General features: G+C 54.0%; 20 protein-coding genes. 5 read left to right on the top strand and 15 right to left on the bottom strand.

Annotated elements, in window-relative coordinates; translation table 11 throughout:
- The 3 genes from VQ830_RS22875 to greA form a co-directional block, all read left to right on the top strand.
- Positions 1 to 470 (top strand): dTDP-glucose 4,6-dehydratase (locus VQ830_RS22875; RefSeq protein ID WP_337270467.1); only part of this gene is annotated, 470 nt, incomplete at its 5' end.
- 41 nt (positions 471 to 511) lie between these two features.
- On the top strand, positions 512 to 1,381 hold the full coding sequence (gene rfbA / locus VQ830_RS22870) for a glucose-1-phosphate thymidylyltransferase RfbA (protein WP_337270466.1): 870 nt from the start codon (positions 512 to 514) through the stop codon (positions 1,379 to 1,381).
- A gap of 175 nt (positions 1,382 to 1,556) precedes the next feature.
- On the top strand, positions 1,557 to 2,039 hold the full coding sequence (gene greA, locus VQ830_RS22865) for a transcription elongation factor GreA (protein WP_337270465.1): 483 nt from the start codon (positions 1,557 to 1,559) through the stop codon (positions 2,037 to 2,039).
- Positions 2,040 to 2,163: 124 nt separating this feature from the next.
- On the opposite strand, the gene kdgD is transcribed toward greA, so the two are convergent.
- The 15 genes from kdgD to tssH form a co-directional block, all read right to left on the bottom strand.
- The gene (kdgD, locus tag VQ830_RS22860) at positions 2,164 to 3,075 is read right to left on the bottom strand and encodes a 5-dehydro-4-deoxyglucarate dehydratase (protein ID WP_337270464.1); all 912 of its coding nucleotides are present in this window, start codon (positions 3,073 to 3,075) and stop codon (positions 2,164 to 2,166) included.
- A 29-nt stretch (positions 3,076 to 3,104) separates the two neighbouring features.
- A complete protein-coding gene (locus VQ830_RS22855; protein ID WP_337270463.1) occupies positions 3,105 to 4,085 on the bottom strand; it encodes a mannonate dehydratase in 981 nt (326 codons plus the stop codon).
- 60 nt (positions 4,086 to 4,145) lie between these two features.
- Positions 4,146 to 4,856 carry a FadR/GntR family transcriptional regulator gene (locus VQ830_RS22850; protein WP_337270462.1) on the bottom strand — a complete coding sequence of 237 codons (711 nt, stop codon included), beginning with the start codon at positions 4,854 to 4,856 and terminating at the stop codon, positions 4,146 to 4,148.
- Between the two features lie 158 nt (positions 4,857 to 5,014).
- Positions 5,015 to 5,473 carry a hypothetical protein gene (locus tag VQ830_RS22845; RefSeq protein ID WP_337270461.1) on the bottom strand — a complete coding sequence of 153 codons (459 nt, stop codon included), beginning with the start codon at positions 5,471 to 5,473 and terminating at the stop codon, positions 5,015 to 5,017.
- A 144-nt stretch (positions 5,474 to 5,617) separates the two neighbouring features.
- Complete coding sequence (locus VQ830_RS22840) at positions 5,618 to 6,058, bottom strand: hypothetical protein (RefSeq protein ID WP_337270460.1); 441 nt, start codon at positions 6,056 to 6,058, stop codon at positions 5,618 to 5,620.
- A gap of 338 nt (positions 6,059 to 6,396) precedes the next feature.
- Positions 6,397 to 7,095 carry a GAD-like domain-containing protein gene (locus VQ830_RS22835; RefSeq protein ID WP_337270459.1) on the bottom strand — a complete coding sequence of 233 codons (699 nt, stop codon included), beginning with the start codon at positions 7,093 to 7,095 and terminating at the stop codon, positions 6,397 to 6,399.
- A 396-nt stretch (positions 7,096 to 7,491) separates the two neighbouring features.
- A complete protein-coding gene (locus tag VQ830_RS22830) occupies positions 7,492 to 8,226 on the bottom strand; it encodes a GAD-like domain-containing protein (protein WP_337270458.1) in 735 nt (244 codons plus the stop codon).
- Between the two features lie 247 nt (positions 8,227 to 8,473).
- On the bottom strand, positions 8,474 to 9,637 hold the full coding sequence (locus tag VQ830_RS22825) for a hypothetical protein (protein WP_337270457.1): 1,164 nt from the start codon (positions 9,635 to 9,637) through the stop codon (positions 8,474 to 8,476).
- Positions 9,638 to 9,754: 117 nt separating this feature from the next.
- Positions 9,755 to 10,336 carry a suppressor of fused domain protein gene (locus tag VQ830_RS22820; RefSeq protein ID WP_337270456.1) on the bottom strand — a complete coding sequence of 194 codons (582 nt, stop codon included), beginning with the start codon at positions 10,334 to 10,336 and terminating at the stop codon, positions 9,755 to 9,757.
- Between the two features lie 15 nt (positions 10,337 to 10,351).
- On the bottom strand, positions 10,352 to 11,923 hold the full coding sequence (locus VQ830_RS22815; RefSeq protein WP_337270455.1) for a PAAR-like domain-containing protein: 1,572 nt from the start codon (positions 11,921 to 11,923) through the stop codon (positions 10,352 to 10,354).
- Entirely contained in the window at positions 11,923 to 12,978 is a 1,056-nt protein-coding gene (locus tag VQ830_RS22810; RefSeq protein ID WP_337270454.1) for a DUF2169 family type VI secretion system accessory protein, read from the bottom strand. The genes VQ830_RS22815 and VQ830_RS22810 overlap by 1 nt, the downstream gene beginning before the upstream one ends.
- A gap of 6 nt (positions 12,979 to 12,984) precedes the next feature.
- Positions 12,985 to 15,309 (bottom strand): type VI secretion system tip protein TssI/VgrG, encoded by a 2,325-nt coding sequence (tssI, locus tag VQ830_RS22805; protein WP_337270453.1) that lies wholly within the window; start codon positions 15,307 to 15,309, stop codon positions 12,985 to 12,987.
- 27 nt (positions 15,310 to 15,336) lie between these two features.
- Entirely contained in the window at positions 15,337 to 15,780 is a 444-nt protein-coding gene (locus VQ830_RS22800; protein ID WP_337270452.1) for a hypothetical protein, read from the bottom strand.
- 290 nt (positions 15,781 to 16,070) lie between these two features.
- The gene (locus VQ830_RS22795) at positions 16,071 to 16,547 is read right to left on the bottom strand and encodes an Hcp family type VI secretion system effector (RefSeq protein WP_337270451.1); all 477 of its coding nucleotides are present in this window, start codon (positions 16,545 to 16,547) and stop codon (positions 16,071 to 16,073) included.
- Between the two features lie 59 nt (positions 16,548 to 16,606).
- Positions 16,607 to 19,258, bottom strand: a complete 2,652-nt coding sequence (tssH, locus tag VQ830_RS22790; protein WP_337270450.1) for a type VI secretion system ATPase TssH — start codon at positions 19,256 to 19,258, stop codon at positions 16,607 to 16,609.
- A 219-nt stretch (positions 19,259 to 19,477) separates the two neighbouring features.
- Here tssH and tssA point away from each other — a divergent pair, with 219 nt between their 5' ends.
- Both tssA and tssB read left to right on the top strand, forming a co-directional pair.
- Positions 19,478 to 20,539, top strand: coding sequence for a type VI secretion system protein TssA (tssA, locus tag VQ830_RS22785; protein ID WP_337270449.1), 1,062 nt, complete (start codon positions 19,478 to 19,480; stop codon positions 20,537 to 20,539).
- Between the two features lie 65 nt (positions 20,540 to 20,604).
- Complete coding sequence (tssB, locus tag VQ830_RS22780) at positions 20,605 to 21,120, top strand: type VI secretion system contractile sheath small subunit (RefSeq protein ID WP_337270448.1); 516 nt, start codon at positions 20,605 to 20,607, stop codon at positions 21,118 to 21,120.
- Positions 21,121 to 21,163 lie beyond the last annotated feature (43 nt).

Below are 21,163 nucleotides of genomic sequence, written 5' to 3'. Positions count from 1 at the left end.
AGAAGCTGATCCCGCTGATGATCCTCAATGCGCTGGAGGGCAAGCCGCTGCCGGTTTATGGCAATGGCGCCAATATCCGCGACTGGCTTTATGTCGAAGATCATGCAAGGGCACTTGACCTGATTGCCGAGCGCGGCCGCATCAGCGAGACCTACAATGTCGGCGGACGCAACGAGCGGCGCAATATCGACGTCGTCACACGCATCTGCGAACTGATGGATGCGATCCGTCCTCGGGCAGACAGCCACAAGCGTCTCATCACCTATGTGGATGATCGTCCAGGTCATGATGCCCGCTATGCGATCGATGCCGACAAGCTGGAGAACGAGCTCGGTTGGCGCGCCCAGGAGAACTTCGACAGCGGCATCGAAAAGACCGTTTGCTGGTATCTGGAAAATCAGTGGTGGTGGGAACCACTGCGCAAGGGATATGCCGGCGATCGGCTCGGGCTTCTCAATGAGAAGCACTGAGATACGCGAGATCAACGGCATGAGTTAAAGGTAGATCGATCATGAAGGGCATTATTCTTGCTGGCGGTAGCGGCACGCGACTTCATCCGATGACGAGGGTCATCTCGAAGCAGCTGATGCCGGTCTATGACAAGCCGATGATCTATTATCCGCTGTCGACGCTGATGCTCGCAGGCATCCGCGAGATTCTGATCATCTCAACGCCGCTCGACATGCCGCTCTTCGAGCGCCTCCTCGGCGATGGATCGCAGTGGGGCGTCAAGCTCAGCTATGCCGTCCAGCCGCATCCCGGCGGACTTGCACAAGCCTACATCATCGGTGCCGACTTTATCGGCGACAGTCCGTCCTGCCTCATCCTTGGCGACAACATCTTCTACGGCCATGGCGTGACTGATACCTTCCGTCGCGCCATCGACAACCTGCAAGGCGCGACCGTCTTTGCCTATCGGGTTGCCGATCCGGAGCGTTATGGTGTCGTCGAGTTCGATGAGACGCGCAAGGCCATCTCCATCGAGGAAAAGCCCGAAAAGCCGAAATCGAGCTATGCCGTGACCGGCCTTTACTTCTACGACAAGCATGTCGTCGAGATTGCCGCCAATCTGAAGCCATCGCCTCGCGGCGAGCTTGAGATCACCGACGTGAACAAGGAGTATCTGAAGCGCGGCCGGATGAATGTCGAGACGCTCGGACGCGGTTTTGCATGGTTTGACACAGGCACTCCGGACAGTCTCCTCAACGCCGCTGAATTCGTAGCAACCTTGGAACGGCGTCAGGACGTCAAGATCTCCTGCCCGGAAGAGATCGCCTACCGCCAGGGCTTCATCGACCGCGCTGCCCTCACCCGCCTTGCCCAGGAATATGGCAAGAGCGCCTACGGCGCATATCTGCGGGAAAAGGTGTTGGCGGAATAGAGCCCTCGGAGGGTGAGCTGGAGCGCCAGCAAGCCCTCAATGCTCTTGAAGTGAGCCGACCGAGCTGATCTCATAGTCACCCTTTCCGTTGGGGCGCCAAAACCACCCCTTTCGCCATCAGTCGTCGACACTATATCCTTGCGAAAAGCAAATAAGCATCGAGTGGAGGATCGTCTTGGCAGTTGCATTCACAAAAGAAGAAAGCGCAGAAACGGCAGCGGAAACGCAGCTGCCTGACCGCCCGATCTCAACACATCCAAATCTCGTCACCAAAAACGGTTTGGCAGCTTTACAGGCTGCGCTTCATCAGGCGCGACAGGCCTATGAGGCCGCTCAGACAATCGAAGATATCAACGAAAGGCGCCGTCAATCTGCCCTTCCCGCACGCGACCTACGTTATTTCGCAGAGAGAGTAAGAACAGCGGAGCTTGTGGAGATCGCGTTATCGGCCGATAAAGTGTCGTTCGGCAGCACCGTCAGTTTTGTGAGGAACGACGGAAGGAAACAGGTCTATCGCATCGTTGGTGAAGACGAGGCCGAACCGAAGACGGGCACGATTTCCTATGTTTCACCTGTCGCGGTCGCGCTGGTGGGCAAGGCCGTCGGCGATGTTGTCCCGTTTGGTGACGATGAACTCGAAATCATCGCTATTGAGTAAGCAGCAAGCAGCGTAACGGCCCGCTCGTCGAGAAAGGCATGGCTACCTGCCAGCCAGCTCAAAAGCGCTGGCGGCAGATCCGCCCGCGCTAGGTCGTCGAGCTCAGCGGCCCTACAGCACTTCGCTATTGCGTATCTTTTTGCGCCGCCATCAGCTTCTGCAACTCCGCGAATTCCTCGGGCGTGAGATCTGTCAGTGGCGGGCGGACCTTGCCGGGATCGCGGCCAACCGCTTTCAATCCCGCCTTGATGATCGAGACGGCATAGCCCTTTTTCCGGTTTCTCAATGCGACCAGCGGAAAGAAGAAACCTTTCAGGATACTGTCAACAGTCGATTGATCCCCTGTGCGCAGCGCTTGATAGAAACGCTGCGCAAGGCTTGGGACAAAATTGAAGACAGCGGAAGAATAGGTCGTAACGCCGGCAGCAAAGTAAGCTTGGGCATAAACCTCGTGCGTCGGCATGCCGCCAACATAGACCAATCGGTCACCGATCTTGGTGGTAATCTCGATAACGCGATCCACGTCGCCGACGCCGTCTTTGAAGCCGATAAGGTTGGGGCATTCCTCGCAAAGCCTCGCAAGACTGTCGGCCGTCAAGACGGCGTTATCCCTGTTATAAACGATGACGCCGATGCCAACAGCGCGGCATACCGCTCTGACGTGCTCTATCAGCCCTGCCTGTTCTGCAAACATCAGATAGGGAGGCAATAGCAACAGTCCATCTGCTCCCGCCTTCTCGGCCGATCGCGCAATTTCGATGGCGAGCGAGGTCCCATAGCCGGTCCCGGAAAGGATCGGGGTCGCCCCAGCCGCCTCTTTGGCGGTGGCGATGACATGCGGAATTTCCTGAGGGTTAAGCGAGAAGAACTCCCCGGTCCCCCCAGCCGCAAAAAGCGCACTCGCGCCGTAGCCGGAGAGCCATTGGACATGCGCGCCATAGGCCTCTGGGTCGAAATCGTTGTTTGCTTTGAAGTGCGTTACCGGAAAAGAAAGCAGTCCGCCGCCAACGGCTGCTTTTATGGCATTTGGTTCCACGGGAGCCCCCTTGTCAATTTCGGATAGAATTAAAAATGGCCGGCATCGAGCGCTTCAAGGAGCGCTGCGATATAGCCGTAACAAAAAGCAAAGGCGACACCCGTCGGATCACGCCCGCTGATGCGTGGCACATGATCTGGCATGACCATGTATTTGTACCCAATCTCTTTGTAGATCTTCAGGGATTGGACCATGTCCATGTCACCTTCGTCCGGAAAGGTTTCCATAAAAGACAGTTTGCCGCCGCGGATATTGCGGAAATGGAGATTGAAGATCTTTTCTCGCTCGCCAAACCAGCGGATGACCGGACCGATCTCCTCGCGTGGGTTCTCCAGCATTTCGCCGATCGATCCCTGGCAGAAGTTCAAACCGTGATAGTGACTTTCACGCAGTTGGACAAACTTCTTGAGGCCATCGACTGACCCCAGAACGCGCGTCACGCCGCGATAGCCTGGCGGCGTGTAGGGGTCATGGGGGTGGCAGGCGAGTCTAACCCGATTTTCTTCCGCAACGGGAACGACGCGCTCGAGAAAATAATCGATGCGTTCCCAGTTCTCATCTTCCGAAAGCTGGCCTGCCGCCCCAGGCTGCGCCCGCTGATCGGCCTTCTCCCAGCGGAATGCCTCGTTCAAGGACCCGCCACGTCCCGGCTCGAGCTCCGTGCGCGGAATACCAATGAGGTTCAGATTGTATTTGACAGCGGGAATGCCAGCTTTCGCGCAGTTTTCGATCATGCCACAAACGGCATCGATCTGGCGATCCCGCTGCGGCCCTGCAAGGAGGATATCCGGATAGGAAGCCTGCTCGATCGGCTTTGACGGCAACGGTAGCTGAACCATATCCAGGATCAGACCAAAGCTTTCGACACGGTCGCGATGGCGATCGAGATCCTCGAGCGTCCAGCTCGATGGCGGCCCGGGAGGATCGGCGGAGATATGCTTTACGCCCAGTTGCGCGAAAACGCGCAAATCATCATCGTCACGAACTTCGACCTGCGTTCCCAAATACAAGAGAACCTCCTATTCATATGACGTCATATGAATAGGTCGATGCCCGGGAATTGTCCAGCGCTATCCTGCTTCGGCAAGGCCACGATAGCGACGTTGACTTTCCGCAATATGGGAGCGCATGAGCGAGCGAGCGCGTTCGGGATCCTGCTCGATGATTGCGGCCAGTATAGCAGCATGCTCTGCGTGTACTTTCTCCAGGTAATCGCGCTTATTCGCCTGTGGGAGGCTTGGAAACTGGCTGCGCGGTATAGCGCGCGCACCGAAATGACGGAGCGCCTCGACATAAAACCTGTTGTTGGTCGCTAACGCCACGGCAGAATGAAATTCATAGTCGGCTTCGACCGTTGGCTGGGCTGCTTCGATTGCACGCGCCATCTTCCTATGCGCGTTGCGAATGGCTTCTTCCTGCTCGGCGGTCCGGCGATAGGCCGCAATTGCCGCCGCTTCGCCCTCGACAGCGACGCGATATTCCAGCAGTTCCAGCATCTCAGGAATATTGCTGAGGTCCGCCGGCGTCAGTATTGACGGCGGGTTCGCGCCAGCGCCTGTCACGAAGACGCCTTTGCCTTGGACCGGGCTGACATAGCCTGCCGCTCGTAAATCGGCGATCGCCTCACGCACCACCGTTCTGCTCACGCCGAAAGACGCCTCAAGTTGCGGCTCAGTGGGCAGCCTGTCCCCCGGCTGTAAAAGACCGCTCTCGATTTGCTGTCTCACATGATCGATAAGCTGCTGAGCCAGACGTTTACGACCGGTACTCTGGGTTGCCATTTCTTTACGCAGCCTCGTTGAAGGAAATCCTAGGAGACATCATACGACAAGGACATCTCATATGACATCCTGATCATCTCTGCGTTCGCAGTATCGAAAATATGCGGGCTTGGCGAGAGCACAGGAAAGGCATGCAACGCCGTTGCTTGCGGAGAGAGCTATGCAATCGTGTAGCGGCTCCTGATGTCGCGAAGAAACTCGACGGTGGCTGGAGAGAGCGCGCCGCTTTGAAGATATTCATCGAAATCAAGTTCAAAGATCCGGCTCTCGACAACGTCCTTCACGAGGCTGGGGTCGCCAAAGATCACCATATATTCGTGCGCTTCCGGCGCCCAAATGTAGAGTTCGCGGGCGCCGAATTTCATGAGGAGGTTCGTGTAGGATCGCTCATAGGTCCAGATAAGCGATTGTCGCAAGTTTGCAGGTCCAAACTGCTCCGGCTCGTTTCCAAACTCCTGCGCCCAGCATTCTAGCGAGGTTACTTGCAGGAGCCGGGCTACCTTTGCCAGCTCTTCCTCGCTGGGATATTCCGGTAGAACGACGCTGCGGAAGCCGGCACGTTTCATCTCAGCAAGATCAAGCTCTGTGTTTTCAGTGATGAAAGCGGCCTTAGACATCAGACAAACATAACAGAGAAAGCCGGCTTATAGGACGTGCTGGCACCACCAACTGATGAAGACGTTCACAGCGGCTAACTTGACAGAAGCCATATGTCTGACTCCCAAGCTTATGAAAGTCGCTTATCCCATTGTGAGCCGTCATTACAAACGGATATCCTCGAATTGGAAAAAGCCTGATCCATCTGTCAATGCGAACAACTTCATCTTTGTTTCATGACCTGGCAGCTGCTTGTCTAGAAACGTGGTTCCGGAGACGCCTTGCTCAAGCTTCCACCAAGGGTTATCATCTCCACTGGCGAACAAGAACGCATCAGTGACGACAAAGCCGTTATTCTCTAATTCCTTTATTATCTTCGCCACGTTGGAATGAACGAAGGAGCCTTGTGCCCGGACCACTGGATCGCGACCACTCACGGCATCTAATTTTGTAACCTGTAAAAGGGTAGTTAAGCCTGGAAGGTTAACTTTTTCGAAGACATTCCCCTTCGTTACGAGGGGATCCTTATCATAATAAGGAGAGTCCCAGGCTGCTGACGTGAGCACCACAATTGAAAAGAAAATCAGTCTACTGATCATGGACATATAAGGGACCTCACACATCCGTTCGCTTATACAGTTATGGCCGCCCGAATTAGTTCAGATTGCACGATGGTACGGATTTCGGTGTACGCCCAGCTTCAAGTCGCATTAAACTCTCGAAACCAACAGTCTCAATGGGAGGGAAGTATCCGAAGCACTCGCCTCTTTCCAGCGACCCATGCGCAACTATAAACCGGTCGAACATAGGTTGATCTTGTGCATCGAATTCCTCGAACGTCTTGCTTTTTGAAGGGAGTAGGGATCGCGCTAGAACATCTTGATCAATACTTCTGTCACCTTTAGGAAGTCCAGGCGGTAAAACGAACGCTGTAGGTTCCAGCTCAGCCAATCATTCTAACTAGCTTGGGAGGATATTGTTTGAGGTCCATGAGTTTCAGTTGAGTCGCTTGGGCCAGTATACTCATGTGCGGCAAAGCGTCATACACAGTTAAGCTGTCGGCAGTTCGATTGCCGCCAAGCGCGAGAATAGGTTTGAACCCATAAATCTGAGCCCGCTCCAAAATACCTAGTCTTGAACGAACTGACGGAAATAAGGGGCTGCCGTTTTCATCCAGCGGATCCTGAGACGCACCGTCTGCGAGCAGCAGACTCGTTAGGAGCGTTATGTTGGGGTCGATATTCTGTTTGGGGGCCAACAACCACCGGCAGGATACAAAGCTATCAACTAACGCGATGCGCACGTCGCGATGATCTTCGTTCCACGCAAGTATTTCACCGAAAGCGCTAAACCCTATAGGATAAGTCTTGTCTGGGTCTAAATCCGGGTCGTTTCCAAACGCTTGCCTGAGCACAGGTCGATATTTGTCTGGATCACAAAGTTGAAAATAGCCGTCCCGAAACACACCAATACCGACTTTATCCCAAAGATAGAAAATCGATTCAGGAAGGTGCCCATTATATTTTTCAGCATTCTCTGGCGCGCAAGGTTCCGTTGACTCGCCGCCCCTAGCGAACTTCGCAAGAACCGCTTCAAATCTTTGTCGATATTGCTCCATCCAGACGAACTTTCTTTTTTGCATGATGATCTTGGCGTGCTTGAACTACCTTGGTCAGGATTGGCTGAGGATGAATCTTGATGTTGCATCGCCGGAAAACGTACTGTTGATCGCATAGATGGATTGGCCGTTAGGAACGGTGTCTCTCCTCCTCTCGACAGCACAAGGCCTATCTCACGGCCCCTGAAAAACATGACGTTCGTGCCGCTCAGCGCAGGCTTCTGTCCTGCGGTGATTACCTAACCACCTTCTGGTGGCTCATACTCATCATAGGTCGGTGACCTATTGAAGTGAGACGGACAAAGCATTCGACAAGCGGCATCTTCCGAAGGTTCCGCCCTTCAGGTTCAAGGCGGAGCAAAATGGTATATTTCCATGTCAGTCGCCATGAACTTTGTGTCTCAGATTTCGGGTACCAAGCTATCCTTGAGGTCCCAGCTCACGCACAGGCACAGGCCTTCTCAGCGGGTTCGCTGGATTATTCGGGTCTCTTTGCCATTCTATCAGCGTCGGGCGCGTGAGTTCTGCTTGGAACAGTAGATGCTCTATAACCTTCACCTTCTGCATATCCTCGGGATAGCCCTCTCCACCCATCTGTCTAGCAGGCACAAAACCAAAGATCTCGCCCGGTTTCAACAGACCGAGACGGTTGGATGCGGATGAGAATAAGTCATATTCCGAATATTGCTCATCCATATTTCGGCTCATAGTAAAGCCCTTCGTTCTAATAGACTGAGCAACTGCGAGATCATCGCTCATCGGATTGCCGTCGCCATCCATCAATGGATCAGGTCCATCGATGGCAACGTCACTTTCAAAGCCAGTAAGATCGATTCTGCACCGATGGAGTTTGGAGCTCCAGGCCGAAATGCTGCCGTCGTGCTCATACATATAAACGTCAAAATCTTCTGCGCGGTACTCTGGATCGCAGACCCAAACATAACCCTTCAACAAGGCGCCTCTGCCGTGATCGCGCCAAAACCGCAGCAGTCCATCTGGCAATCGCCCACGGTAACGCTCGATTTCCTCGTCGCTGACCCGTTGCGCATAATCCAGAGGCCCAATGACATCGACAATATCGCTAAACGGATCGGCAAAGTTGATCATCGGGATATTGTGGAGTTGCTCGTAAGTGAACTCGACCTTCTCGCTCATATCGGAAGTCCTTGTTTGTTCCACGGCCAGCGCATTTTCGAAGACGGCGTCGGATCTCAGCTATATCAAGCTCTGCTTCGCCGGCGGAAAATCTGGGCATATCTCTGCCGCCGATTTGCATGAAAAACTTATTTCAGCAAAGTCCATGACCCCCTGACACGAGCTTTGGCGGGAAATGGGACCGAGGCGAGCCCGTATCTGCTTTTCAAAGAGCGCGCCCTGCATCATCTTACAAGCTGGCTCGTCATTACATCCGTGGTGGGTTGCCCTTGAATGGCCGCTCGCTCAGTTCCTTTGGAATATCGTATTGGTCCCAGGTGGCCCCGTCCGTCCAGAAATATCGAAGCTGGTAATCGAAGAGATACGCTTTGCCTCCCTCGATCTGAAGGTTGCTTGTCTGCACAAGATAAGGCGGAGCATTCACCTTGATCTTCGGAGAAAACGGCGAAAGCATGTGGCCATCGAACTGCGATACCCCATCTGATGTTGTGACAATCATCTTGTCTCCAAGGAACTCGCCAAAGCTAATCCTAGTGTTCCTATCGCCAAGGAAGGATATGTCGGTGAAGCCCGACTGAGCACTTCCCTTCATGATTAGTCCCTTGTCGCCCAGAACGTAATCGAACCCCTTCTGGTCCGTGCAAACGTTGGAAAGGCTAACGGCATCTTCCTTTACCTTTGCAACGCGGTCAGGAAGATCATGCTTTTTCCAATTCCCTGGACTTCCCGTATACATCATCATGAGGTCAGGGTAGCTTTTGAATTCCTTGTCCAGCTTCGCTTCGATCGCTTCCTCTTCTTCCTCCGGCATGTCTTCACGATAAAGAGGGTGGCCTGGATACAGCAGGAACTGCCTGCGATCCGGCGTCAGTTTGACTTCGAGATAAAGTTCGCCGTTATGGTCTTTCCCGATGATCCGAAACTGTGGCTGCTTATAGGCAGGTGGTACATCCACTTGTGGAGCAACATCCTGCCATGTTTTATCGTGGCCCAGTTTCAACCATCCACGATTACCGGCGACAAGAAATTGATCGCCAATTGGTGTTATCGTGTAAAAAGATATATCTGGAGCGTCTTCTGTTTCGGCTTTGGTTCCCGGGATGATGAAGTGCTCAGTTGTTTCCGGGTGGAAGATGTAAATATCGCCACTCACGCTGAGGGCGACATAAGACGGTTCGCCATCCTGAGGTGCCGCATAAACCTGTATGTCGTTCAACTGCCGACGGACATCGTCTCTGTCGAAAGTACGGTCGATGGTGTCGCGTCTCAGAACGATGGTGTAAGGATCGTCCCAGCGCGGCCCTCCCACCAGCAAGGCAAAGTAACGCTCACTGACCATAACAGCATTATAGAGGGAAGGCTCCCACCGTCCGTAAAGCTCCTCGAAATCCTCGTCGTCTGATTCAATCATCTTGGATGCTGTCAATTGCTGCGCGTCGGTGTTCTAAACCACATATTTTGGATCTATCGTCTACAGCTCCAACGTCATTCGACTATGGACAGATTTTTCCAGAGCTAGCGAGAAACCTCATCTCGTCGATTGACGATCTATATTAAATATATCGATTTGTTCTTTCTCAAAGAGATCCTCGAGAGCATCAAAGCTTTCATCCTTTGCGAAACGGTATTCTTCTTCAGAAATTGGCACGGCCAGAAGCCAATCAACCGTTTTCGTATCAAGCTTTAAACTTGAAAGTTTATCCTCCCAGATAAATGGCTCTACGAAGGCAATATGCTGCATGGTTTTGGAAGCGCTATACATTTGCACGATGTTGGGGAAAATTACTCCTGGAGCTAGGAACCAGTGATCGTTCACAACGCAAAACCCGCAAGTTGCGATAATATTAGCGTAATGTGGGGAGTTCGAGTCGCAAACACCAAGAATTTCAACTCGGGCGGGATATTCAACTTTACCCCTCATTATCGGGTAGTCGGAGACGCCTATTGTCGCGTATGAACTAACGCCTTCATCTGGAGCATCAGAGCATGCAACTATATCTAGATTACTTATGTGGTTGTCGTCCCAATACTTCCTTATATTAGGCACGCCGCCGAAAACTGAAACAATTGTCTTGGCAATTAATCTATTTTCATCAGAAACTTTCTGCATCGACTCCCGCCTCAGCTACTTTCCAAGATAAGTATCGGTCATGTCTTCACCAGCATGACTTCGATTTGATGATGGCAATTCAGGGCGATAGTGGCTTGGATCATTATATTCGTCAAGGAACTGCGATCGGCTATAGTTTTTGTCAATCGCATTTTCTTGAGCTTTTCGGAATTCATACCCTGGCTTATGGCCCATATCCCAAGGCTCGTTCTCATTCATTTCCCGCCCGGTTAACGGATCTCGGATTTTTCCGTCAGGCCCCCGTGCATCCTCCCAAACCTTTTTGCGGACACCCTTCCTAAAACCTGATGGTCGCTTGTAAATTGTTTTCTTAAGATCTTTTCTTGTGCTTCTGGTCCCCTCGTCTCCTGCTGTCTTGGCTTCCCCCAGAGCCTCCTCAGCCTTTTTTCCTTCTTTGGCCTTGCGCGCTGCGTCGACAGCTTCCTTTGCCCGATGCTCTACTTTCGCAATATCGCCAAGCTTTTCCGCACCTTCAATTAATTCGCCTGCAAGCTTCGCTTTTTTGAATGGGTTTATAACGCCGACAGCCACGGCGGCGAGGTGACCTCCAGCCTGAAGTACGCCGCCTTTGTCGTACGCGTCAGTAACGCCGGTCCATAATCCTTTAACAGCATCGCCTGTCCAAGTTGCGACGTTTTCAGCGGACTGAACGGGATTATTCCACACATATTTGGCAGTATTGCCGACACCGTGAGCGACGTTTTCGCCGAACTCTTCCACATCGCTGACAGATGGTCGCGCATCCCAGGCTGATTTTAGATCAGATCCGATCTTCGAAGGATCTTGCCAATATTCTTGGCCTTTACTTAAAGCACCACCGACGAGTTGCGCCTCGTCGGAATTCTCGTAAAAGCCGTCCCAGGCCTTGCTAAAACCGCTTCTGTTTTGCTTGTCATCTCCATCAGGCGGATCATATACGCTCGTGGACTTAACATTAATATATTCACCGGGGCAATTGCCGTTGTTGAGAGTGCATCTGTCGCTGTGCCGCTGAACTGGAACTCCATTTGCAAAAACAATTGGAGAAGATGTGACCGGCTTAACAACACCGCCCACCGTGCCGGATTTTACACCTAGCCCTACACCCGGTTCATCGCCGTAACAGCAGGAAAATGTTGAATTTTGACGTTTAATTAGCTTGCCATTAGAGCGCACATTAGGGGAGTATTCGCTTTTATCGCTTGCCTTGCCCCAGGTAGGAAAAGGAATGACCTTGTCTGGTGCTCGACAAAAGTCGGGTGAAAGACAGACAGCTATGGCTGTGCTGTCGTCTGGAATCAATTCGGGCGGTGGTGGATTTGCGGCAGTTGGAGCAGGTGGACGACCAGCTTTACTCCCCTTACTGTCACGAAGCTTCTTTTCTAGTTCAGTGTCATTAAATTCAACAACGCTGTCGAGGTCATTGGGATTTTTAAACTGATAAAAGTAGTTCCCGCGCTGGTTCCACAGAACAGGTTGATCCTCCACAAGCCCATTACGCGTTATTGCATTTGTCGCGCGGGCTTCGGCAGTGACGTCTACGTTTACATAACCTTGGTGGTTAGCAGAGGCGGCCCCACCTGACATCAAGCTTGCTCCTGTCTTATTTCAAATGAAATTTGGGGAAGGCCACGCCGCTTCGGCCATGGGAATGCCGTGCGCCAAGTTAAAAACACGCGTCCAATTCCTGGACGCATATCAAAATGAACACCGTCCAATACCATTGGGCCTTCTGCTGGGCCATTTCCTTGATCAATGTTAACCCTCAGATAAATACCAGGGAGGTTGCCTTTCAGAATGTCGTATTGCGGCAGAAGACGAAAGAGTTCAAACCTCTCTTCGCCGCGCAACCAAGGCTCAACAATTAGGTCCCTCGATGCCGCTTGCCAAAACGCAAAGTTGAAATCGGTGGGTAAAAGCGGATACCGCTCTTCCAGCCAGTCATCGTCATATGTTCCAGCTAAATCAGCACGATCTTTCCAAAACGGGGAAATTGGAGCTAGTCCTGCTGGCGCAGGGCGGTCCTTTATCGATGTTATAGGAGCCGCGTCATCCTCAATCTGTGGCGCAGGCCACTCAGGTTTTTCTTTGAAGCGCGCTTCATCGACGAGACCGATACCAATCGGATTTGCTTCAACCTTTTCATTTTCTAGTTGACCGCCAAACGCTAGGCGCCAGTCTAAAGGAACGTAGCGCGCTGGCCGCCCCTCAGTTAGTTCCCAACCGTCAAGCGCATCTTCATTGTCACGAGTGATTAAACCTCGCCATGTCTTTCGGGTCTTAGCTCGCCAGAAGCGCGGTCCATGAACACGGAGACGCTTTTCAACGGGCCCTAGCTTTAAAGCACATTGCCATGTCGACGCAGGAACGCCTTCCGGAGCAAAGGTCGCACCGATGAACGTAACGTCGGTGCCAGGTTTGAAAGGGGCGAGATCGGTACAAGCGACCTGCGGTGTTTGATGGGGATCTCCATCATAAACATCAGACAAGACGAGTGGCGCCTGCTTGTCAGCGAGTTGCAGTGGTCCACCATTCGTAAGTTTAAATGTGCCTCTGGCGACAACCACCCCTAGCAGATCGCCGACCATGTTATACTGGCGAAAAGCTAAAGCAGGAAAGGGAGTGCGGTTATCAACTGACATCGCACATCAACCTTTGACTGAAGCATCCGCAGATGTTGGCGCTGCTTCCGAGAAACCACCGCCAGGCTTATTGAGATCAACGACAACGCCGTTTATTTGCGTCGGGCCCGATGCTGTGAAGTTAAAATTGGTCCCAAGAATAATGACCGTGCCATCTTTGCGCATGATGAATTTTGAGGCGCCGCATTCAATTACGAATTCCTCACCAACAATCGTTTTTTTGAATTTCCCGACAGTCTCCAAGGATGTTTGCCCGATATTGGTTACTTTGCTGATCCCGATCTGCTCTGCATGGGCCACTCCCACGCTGTCAGATTTGAAGCTGCTGACGATCGTGTTCATGATGCCGGGCAGCGGGAACAGGCTGGAGGCGTCCGTTCCAACACCTGTGCCGGAGCCGGCAAGCGCCGTCCCCGCATCGGCGCGCGGACTTGGGCCTGACACGACGCCTTCGCGCGCGGATAGGCCGCCTGAGCCGAGAAAACCAAGGGCGGAGGAGGCAAGGGTCGTCGCGAAGCTCGCGATGCCAGGACCGCCACCGCCAGCAATCTGCGCGGCTTGCGAAAGAAGGCTCGCCGTTTGACCGGATAGCGCCTGCACACCCGCCATGGCCATCATCGCCATCGGCCCCGTGCCGCCCACAACCATATTTACCGAACCGCCGATCTCATGCTTCTGGTTGCCCGCCACTTCGACAGCACGGTTGCCGCCAATGGAGGCGACTTCGTGGCGGTCGATGCGTTTGGTGCGGTCGTTGAGGACGCGTGTCGTCTGGTCTTTCTGGGCGTGAAAGAACTGGTTCTCTTTTCCCGCCTCGTCCTCGAAGGTGATTTCGTTGAAGCCCTGGCCTTTATGCGTATTCGAGCGCAGCACCATGCGGGTCTTGTTGGCGGGGAGGTCATAGGGAACCGAATTGGCGGGGTTGTTGACGACACCAGTGACAACAGGTCGATCAGGGTCGCCATCGACGAAGGCGACCATAACCTCCATGCCAATGCGTGGGATGACTTGTGCGCCCCAGCTTGATCCGCCCCATGCCTGGCTGACTCGCACCCAGCAGGTATCCGTCCCATCCTTCTTGGCTCTGCGGTCCCAGGGAAACCAGACCTTGATGCGGCCATACTGGTCGGGGTGGATCTCCTCGCCTTGCGGGCCGGCAACGATCGCGACCTGCGTGCCTTCGATGCGCGGGCGCTTCGTGTTGCGGTGCGGCGTCAGGGGAATGCGGGAGGGGATGGCTTCGAAGTGGTTGATATATTCCGGCTCGTTCGTGTTCGTCTCATAGGACCGGTCGACGATGGTATGGGCAGCGCGGATGATTACATGCTCTTCGTATTCATGCTCGGGATGGGCCACCTCATAGGGCGTAAAGCGGCGGCCGGCTTCCAAAATACGGACGGTCGATTCCCCGAAGACATGATCGTGATCGGCTTCGGTTGCCTGCACCCGCAGCTTCTGAGCACGCTCTGCTTCGGCAACGGACGAGATGCGGGCGGGATATTCATAAAGCTCGCGCTTGGTTGCATCCGGCATCTGAACCAGCGAGGGCGTCATCGTGCCCGGCACCATGCTCGGCGTCTCAAAATTCCAGTCAGCGCCAGCCCGTTGTCCCGGCACATAAGAGTAGCGTCTTGCCCAGTCTGTGATATGATTGCGATCGGATGAACCCTGCGCCAGGCGCACCTTTCCTTCGCCTTGTGCCGAGGGGGATGGCCCAAGCCAGCCGTTGGCTGTATCGGCGACATTGAGCTTATGGCTGCCATCCTCATGGCTGAACCAATAGAACAGCCCATCTTCCTCGAACCTCCTGAGAAGATAGGATAAATCATCTTCATTCCATTGCACGCTATAGTGCTGAGGTGGCGGAGGACTGATGATGCCGGAGACATCGGGGGCTGGGATGCCATGCTCGGCAAACAGCGTTTGCACCACATCCACCGAGGTCTTGTCCATCCAGATGCGGCAGTCGGAGCGGCGGGACAACAGCCACATCTGCGGGCGCAGCACCAGAGAATAGGAGCGCAGCCCGCGCGTGATGGGCGGCCCTTCATTCAGCTCGGTCACAAGGCCATTGAAGGGCCGGCGCACGCCGCTGCCTTCGTCCTCGCCCTGCTGCACCTCGACGGAGACATCTGCCAGCCGGCCAATCAGTTCCTGCGGCTTGACCGCCTCCTTCTTGGCGCGGACGAACAGTCTGATCTCAAAGAGCTGCGAGACGCCTTCATCGACAATCACGCGCTCCGGCAAAAGCTGGTCTTCTCCCAGCGGCGACTTTACCTTCAGAACACGGCTCGCCTGGATGAAATCAGCGGGCGATAAAATCTCGTCCATAGTGTCTCCCGACATAAACGATCGCGATCAGCTTGCCGCCGCCATGGCTTTAGAAAAGCGACGTTGGAAATTTTGCAGAAGCATCTGCTTTTCGAACTGGCGCAGGATTTCGAAATGGCCGCTCGCGCTGTTGTAGTAGGCGGCGGCGATAGGTTGGTCATCGCCTTGTTGAATAAAAGGCACCGCCGGATTGCCATATAGAATCTTGTTCGGCGCTGGGTCTTTTCCAATCAAATCGAGAAAGCGGAGTGGGATGTCGAATTTATATTTTTCACCGACGGTTGCTTTAAAGATATTCTTCTTGCCGGTGTAAACATGCACAACGCTCGTCTTGCCGTTCGGCACGCTGACGATTTGTTGTCCGGGCTTAATCCATTCCGTCGCCAGCTCACGAAAGCCCGGCATATGAGGTAACTTCACGCCTTCGAAATAAACGTCCTCTACCCGCGCAAGCGTATAGACATAGCGCATGACCTGGAGATGGCTTGAGCCAATGACCTTGATGCCTTTTACCTTATAACTCGGCGCTATAGACCCAAACAGGCTTTCGCCAGATGTGTATTCGACAATCAAATGCTGCGATGTAAGCGAAATCTTATCGATTGCAGGGGCGCTCATCAGCCCACCTCCTCTATCACCGAAACGATGCTCGCCAGGCTTTCGTACAAGCAATCTCGCGAAGGTCAGTGTTCCTTGTGATCGACAACCACTCCAGACAAAGATGGATGCCGACATGAGCCGGCATCCACTTGTCAATGACGTTACGACGCCTTTGTGGTCGCAAGATCGTAAGAGGCGATCATTGGCGACTTCGGCGTGTTGTTGTCGTCGTATGGCGTGTACTTCACTTCCATCTTGGTGAAGTTGAGCTTGATGGTTTCGACCGGACGATCGCCGCTCGAATCCACCGAGTAGCTCGCCAGAAGCGTATTGGTCAGGCGATATTCGATGTAAGTATTGCCTGGGTTACCTGTGGTTACCAGGTGAATCAGGGCCTGCTTACCAGTACGGCCAGCGCAGGCTTCCGAAAAAAGCTTGGTGGACGAAGAGTCGCTCACCTTAGTAAGAATGACTTCTGAAATAGTCGGCTCCGAAGCTTCACGGTTTGCAGCAGAACCAGCTGACGTGTTCATGTTACGAGCCACGTTCCAGTGAATGGCTTCGATATCCATCCATTGGCGATGTTCCTCGTGCGTTGCGTCGCCTTGGATACCGTCGATCTGCAAATAAATCGGCATGCTTTAGCTCTCCTATTGCTAATAATGACCTCTTGCTCCGAGGTCGGCTTACCTTTCATCTAGTGCCGCATGCGCCGGGTATTTCCCTCCGACGCGGCAACTTCATCCACCGTAGCGTCACCTACTCCGGCGAATTCCTCAATTTCCTCGATCTTTCCAGCCGTAATGCTGAAGCGACCCTCGTTATACTGGACGGTCGCCTCGCCAACGCGCGCGCCGTCCGCCATCCGTTCCAGAAAGAAGGTGGATAGCGGTGGAAGAAGATCGCGACCGATCATGATCTCGATTGCGCGTGCACCGATCTCGCTCGCGCCAGCGCGCGCCACCAAGGCCTCACGCGCTTCAGCAGAAAGAATAAGATCCGTGCCGTAGGTTGACTGAACGCGCTCCTTGATCTTGCCGATCTGGATATCGACGATCTTCGACAATTGTTCTGTGCCGAGCGGCATGAAGGGCAGGATAATCGTGCGGCCCAGGAAGGCCGGCTTGAACTGCTTTTTGAGCTCGGGCATCAAAAGCGCTTCCAGAGCCTCGCCTTCCGGCATCGTGTCCGGATCGGCAGCCAGAGCCGTCAAGAGTTCCGACCCGGTATTGGCCGTCATAAAGATCGTGGTGTTCTTGAAATCGACGTCGCGGCCCTCGCCGTCGCGGAGAATGCCTTTGTCGAAGACCTGATAAAATATATCCTGAACACCTGGGTGAGCCTTATCGATTTCATCGAGAAGCAGGACGCCATAGGGTCTGCGCCGCACTGCCTCCGTCAGCACCCCGCCCTCGCCATAGCCGACATAGCCTGGAGGCGAACCGAGCAAGAGCGAAACCTTATGCTCTTCCTTGAACTCGGACATATTGATGGTGGTGAGATGACTGCTCCCCCCATATAGCATATCCGCAAGGCTAAGGGCCGTTTCCGTCTTACCCGTGCCCGACATGCCGACAAGCAGGAAGACGGCCGGTGGCCGGCGCGGATCGGCAAGTCCGGCGCGCGCCGCCCGCATTGCATCGGCAATGCGATCAATCGCTCCATCCTGTCCGATGACGCGCTGCTTTAAGCGCTCGTCCAAGGTCTTTGCCGTCTCGACCTGGTCGGCAAGAAGCTTTCCAAGAGGAATGCCTGTCCAACGGGCAACCACTGCTGCAACGACTTCTCGGTCGACGACATCAGGAATCAGCTTTTCGTCTTTCGCCTTGGCGACAAGTCTTACCGTCTGCTTGCGCTTTGTCGCCTTAACGCCAGCCTCGTCGGGTCCGTCGAGCTTCTCCAGTTCCAGCATCTCTGCTTCGTAGCGTGCGCTGACGGCTTCCGATTCCTTCTCCAAGCGCGCGATTTCAGCCGCGATTGCCTCAGCGCGCTCTTCGATCTCCTTATCCTGCGGCTCGCGCGCAAGCCATTCTGCTTCCTGTTGCAACAGGCGGCGCTCATCTTCCAAGCGCGACAGCCGCTCCGGCGGCGTTTGACGCGCGAGCGAAACGGCAGCGGCAGCGGTATCCAGCAAGCTGACAGCCTTATCCGGCAGCTGACGCGCTGGCATGTATCGCGCCGAAAGCTCGACCGCGGCAACGATGGCCTCGTCTCGAATTGTTACGCCATGATGTTCGATGAAGGTTTCCGCAACGCCGCGCAGCATGCGGACAGCCGTCTGTTCGTCCGGCTCGCGGACGTGAACGGGTTGAAAGCGACGCGTCAGAGCGGCGTCCTTCTCGAAGTACCGCTTGTATTCGCTCCACGTCGTCGCCGCGACAGTGCGAACTTCGCCGCGCGCAAGCGCCGGTTTGAGAATATTGGCGGCATCGCCCTGGCCAGCCGAACCGCCGGCGCCGATCAGCCCATGGGCCTCATCGATGAAAAGGATAATGGGTTCCGGCGAGCGCTTGACGGCGTCAATGACGCCATGCAAGCGGCGCTCAAATTCGCCCTTTACCCCTGCACCCGCCTGAAGAAGGGTCAGATCCAGCATCAAAAGGCGAACCGGCTTCAGCTTTTCAGGAACACGGCCAGCCGCAATTTCCAAAGCAAGCGCCTCGGCGACCGCCGTTTTACCAACGCCTGCCTCACCAACGAGAATTGGGTTATTCTGGCGGCGACGCGTGAGAATATCGACGACCTGGCGAAGCTCGTCGGCGCGGCCGATGACCGGATCCAGTTTGCCCTGGCGGGCATCTTCGGTCATGTCATGTGTGTAGAGCCGAAGGAAATCGTTGTCAGCGCTCGAACTGGATAGTGGCTTGGCTGTCTCAATATCGCTCGGCGCTTCCTTGCGGGCCTCTCGCAATTCATCGAGAGCGGCACGATCCATCGCCCGCAACGAGGGAAGCGTCGTCCTGAGAAGCGAGCGCATCGATGGTTCTTCATCGAGCGCCAGAAGAAGATCGAGGAAATCGATGCTCTTGCGACCGGACTGAAGTGAGGCAAGCAACCAAGCTTCCTTGCCAAGACTTAGGAGATTTTGGGAAAGCGTCAGACTTTCTCCGTCACCGATTGGCATGTCCTCGAAAGCGCGCTCAATCTCCTCAGACAATTTTCGCGAGGAAATTTTCAGAGCACTGAGCGTGTCTTCTTGCGAATTTGTCTTGAGGATTCCACTCAACCAATGCGGAAGGTCGACATGCTGATGCGCGCGAGCAGCGGCTACCGAAGCCCCCTCCTCAAGCGCCACACGAAGGTCAGGCTCAAGCGCTTCGATCAGGCGATTGAGGTCTATACGCGGCATGCAATAACACTCCCCGATTGCTGCATTCCACAACGTGACGTGGCATACCTAGAGCGAGCTTCCTTAAGAGTCTAGCCCCAACCAATTCTTTTTCGGCAAACTTTAAAGGCCTTGCCTGATAATGAAGTCGTATTATATGTAGCACCAACAGTGACTTAGGGTCACGTATTTATAGTATACCCAGTTTATGACGTCTTTAAAGTTGAGGTAACTTTGCCTTTGAGTACAGACGAAGTAAAACTAAAGATAGAATATTCAAGCGACTGCGGAGAAAATATCCGCGCCGTTCCTAGATTACGTGAGTTATATTACAGGCTGAAGGACGAACGAAACAAAGCGCGGACAGAAGAGCGCACAGTTGACCCTGACGATGTTCTTAAAATTTCTCCAGCTTGGATTAATGTTAGCAATCTCGGGTTGCAAATTATTTCTTCCGAGAGCCGCGACCTCGAAGTATTGGCTTGGCTCGCCGAAGCGCACTTGCGGCTGCGGGGATTTCACGGATTACGCGAAATTTATGAGACCTGCATTGAGATCTTCTCGCAGCATTGGGAAGCGCTTCGATCGATCGATGATGACGATCTCGAAGAAAAGTTTGCGCCTTTTTCCGGCTTGAACGGCGTTGGCAGTGAGGGCACCCTCGTTCAACCGCTGCGACTTACATCCCTTATTCCGGGTGGAAAATTCGCAGAGTGGAGCCTTTGGGATTTCCAGCTTGCGCAGCGCGGTTCGGAAACAAAGCGCCGCGAAGCGCTGCAGGCTGCTGCAAGCGAAGTCGGCTCCGAGGCACTATCTGCCCATCTGACGGAGGTGAACAAATGCCTTGCTGCCTTCGACGCCATGATGGCGATCCTATCCGAGAAATGTGGGCCGCACGCGCCCGCCAGTTCCAACATCCGCAATACGCTGATTGAAGTTGCGGCTGCTATCCGCGCCTTGGGTGGCCGAGACATCGTTGACGTTGAGGCCAATCCGCAAGTCGATGAGAACGTTCATGGAGATGCAGGCGATGGCGGCACACAAACGTCTCACCACCCCGCTCTGTCAAGATCGTTCCCCGAAGGCATCGCCTCACGAGAAGAGGCTTTCGAGCATCTCTTGAATATCGCGCGTTTTTTCCGACGAACCGAGCCGCATTCCCCCATTTCCATGGCGATCGAAACATTGGTCCGCCGTGGGCGAATGGATTTTTCAGAATTGCTGGCCGAGCTTCTACCCGAGGCACAAGCCCGCAATTCGGTACTGACAGCGGCAGGAATCAAGCCGCATGGAGAAAATTAGAAAGCGTCCTAGATAAGGCTCAAACTGCCGACGATTCATGAGCCGCCAGGCTGAAGGAGATGTATATGGCAAGCGTACATGAAAAGCTCGAGAGGGTCCGCAAACCCCGGGTCCATATCAAATACGAGGTGGAGACGGAAGGCGCGATGGTGGTCAAGGAACTGCCTTTCGTGGTTGGCGTGCTCGGCGATTTCTCCGGCAATCCAACTCAGCCCTTGAAGCCCTTCAGCGAGCGCAAATTCGTTCAGATCGATCGCGACAATTTCGACGAAGTCATGCGGCGCATGTCGCCGGGGCTCAATATCAGCGTTCCCAACACGCTTGAAAATGACGGAACTGATATTCAGGTGAATTTGAAGTTCGAGAGCATGGACGACTTTCTTCCCGGCTCTGTGGTGCAGCAGGTGCCTGCGCTGAAGGCGCTACTCGATGCGCGCAACGAACTGCGCGACCTGATGAGTAAAGCCGACCGCTCAGAGGACCTGGAACGGCTTTTAGAGGATATCCTGCAGAACAAAGCAGATCTCGCCAAACTCGTTTCGGAGTTGAAAGACAAAAACGGCGAGAGCGACCAAAAGTAAGAAGTGAAGGCAGTCTAAGGATCAATCGGCCTCGCCATGCGAG

The sequence above is a fragment of the Oryzifoliimicrobium ureilyticum genome, assembly GCF_037199735.1.
In the GTDB taxonomy this organism is placed as follows: Bacteria; Pseudomonadota; Alphaproteobacteria; order Rhizobiales; family Rhizobiaceae; genus Rhizobium; species Rhizobium ureilyticus.
The sequence above is the reverse complement of the archived record's forward strand: the minus strand, read 5'-3'. Positions and strand labels throughout refer to the sequence as shown.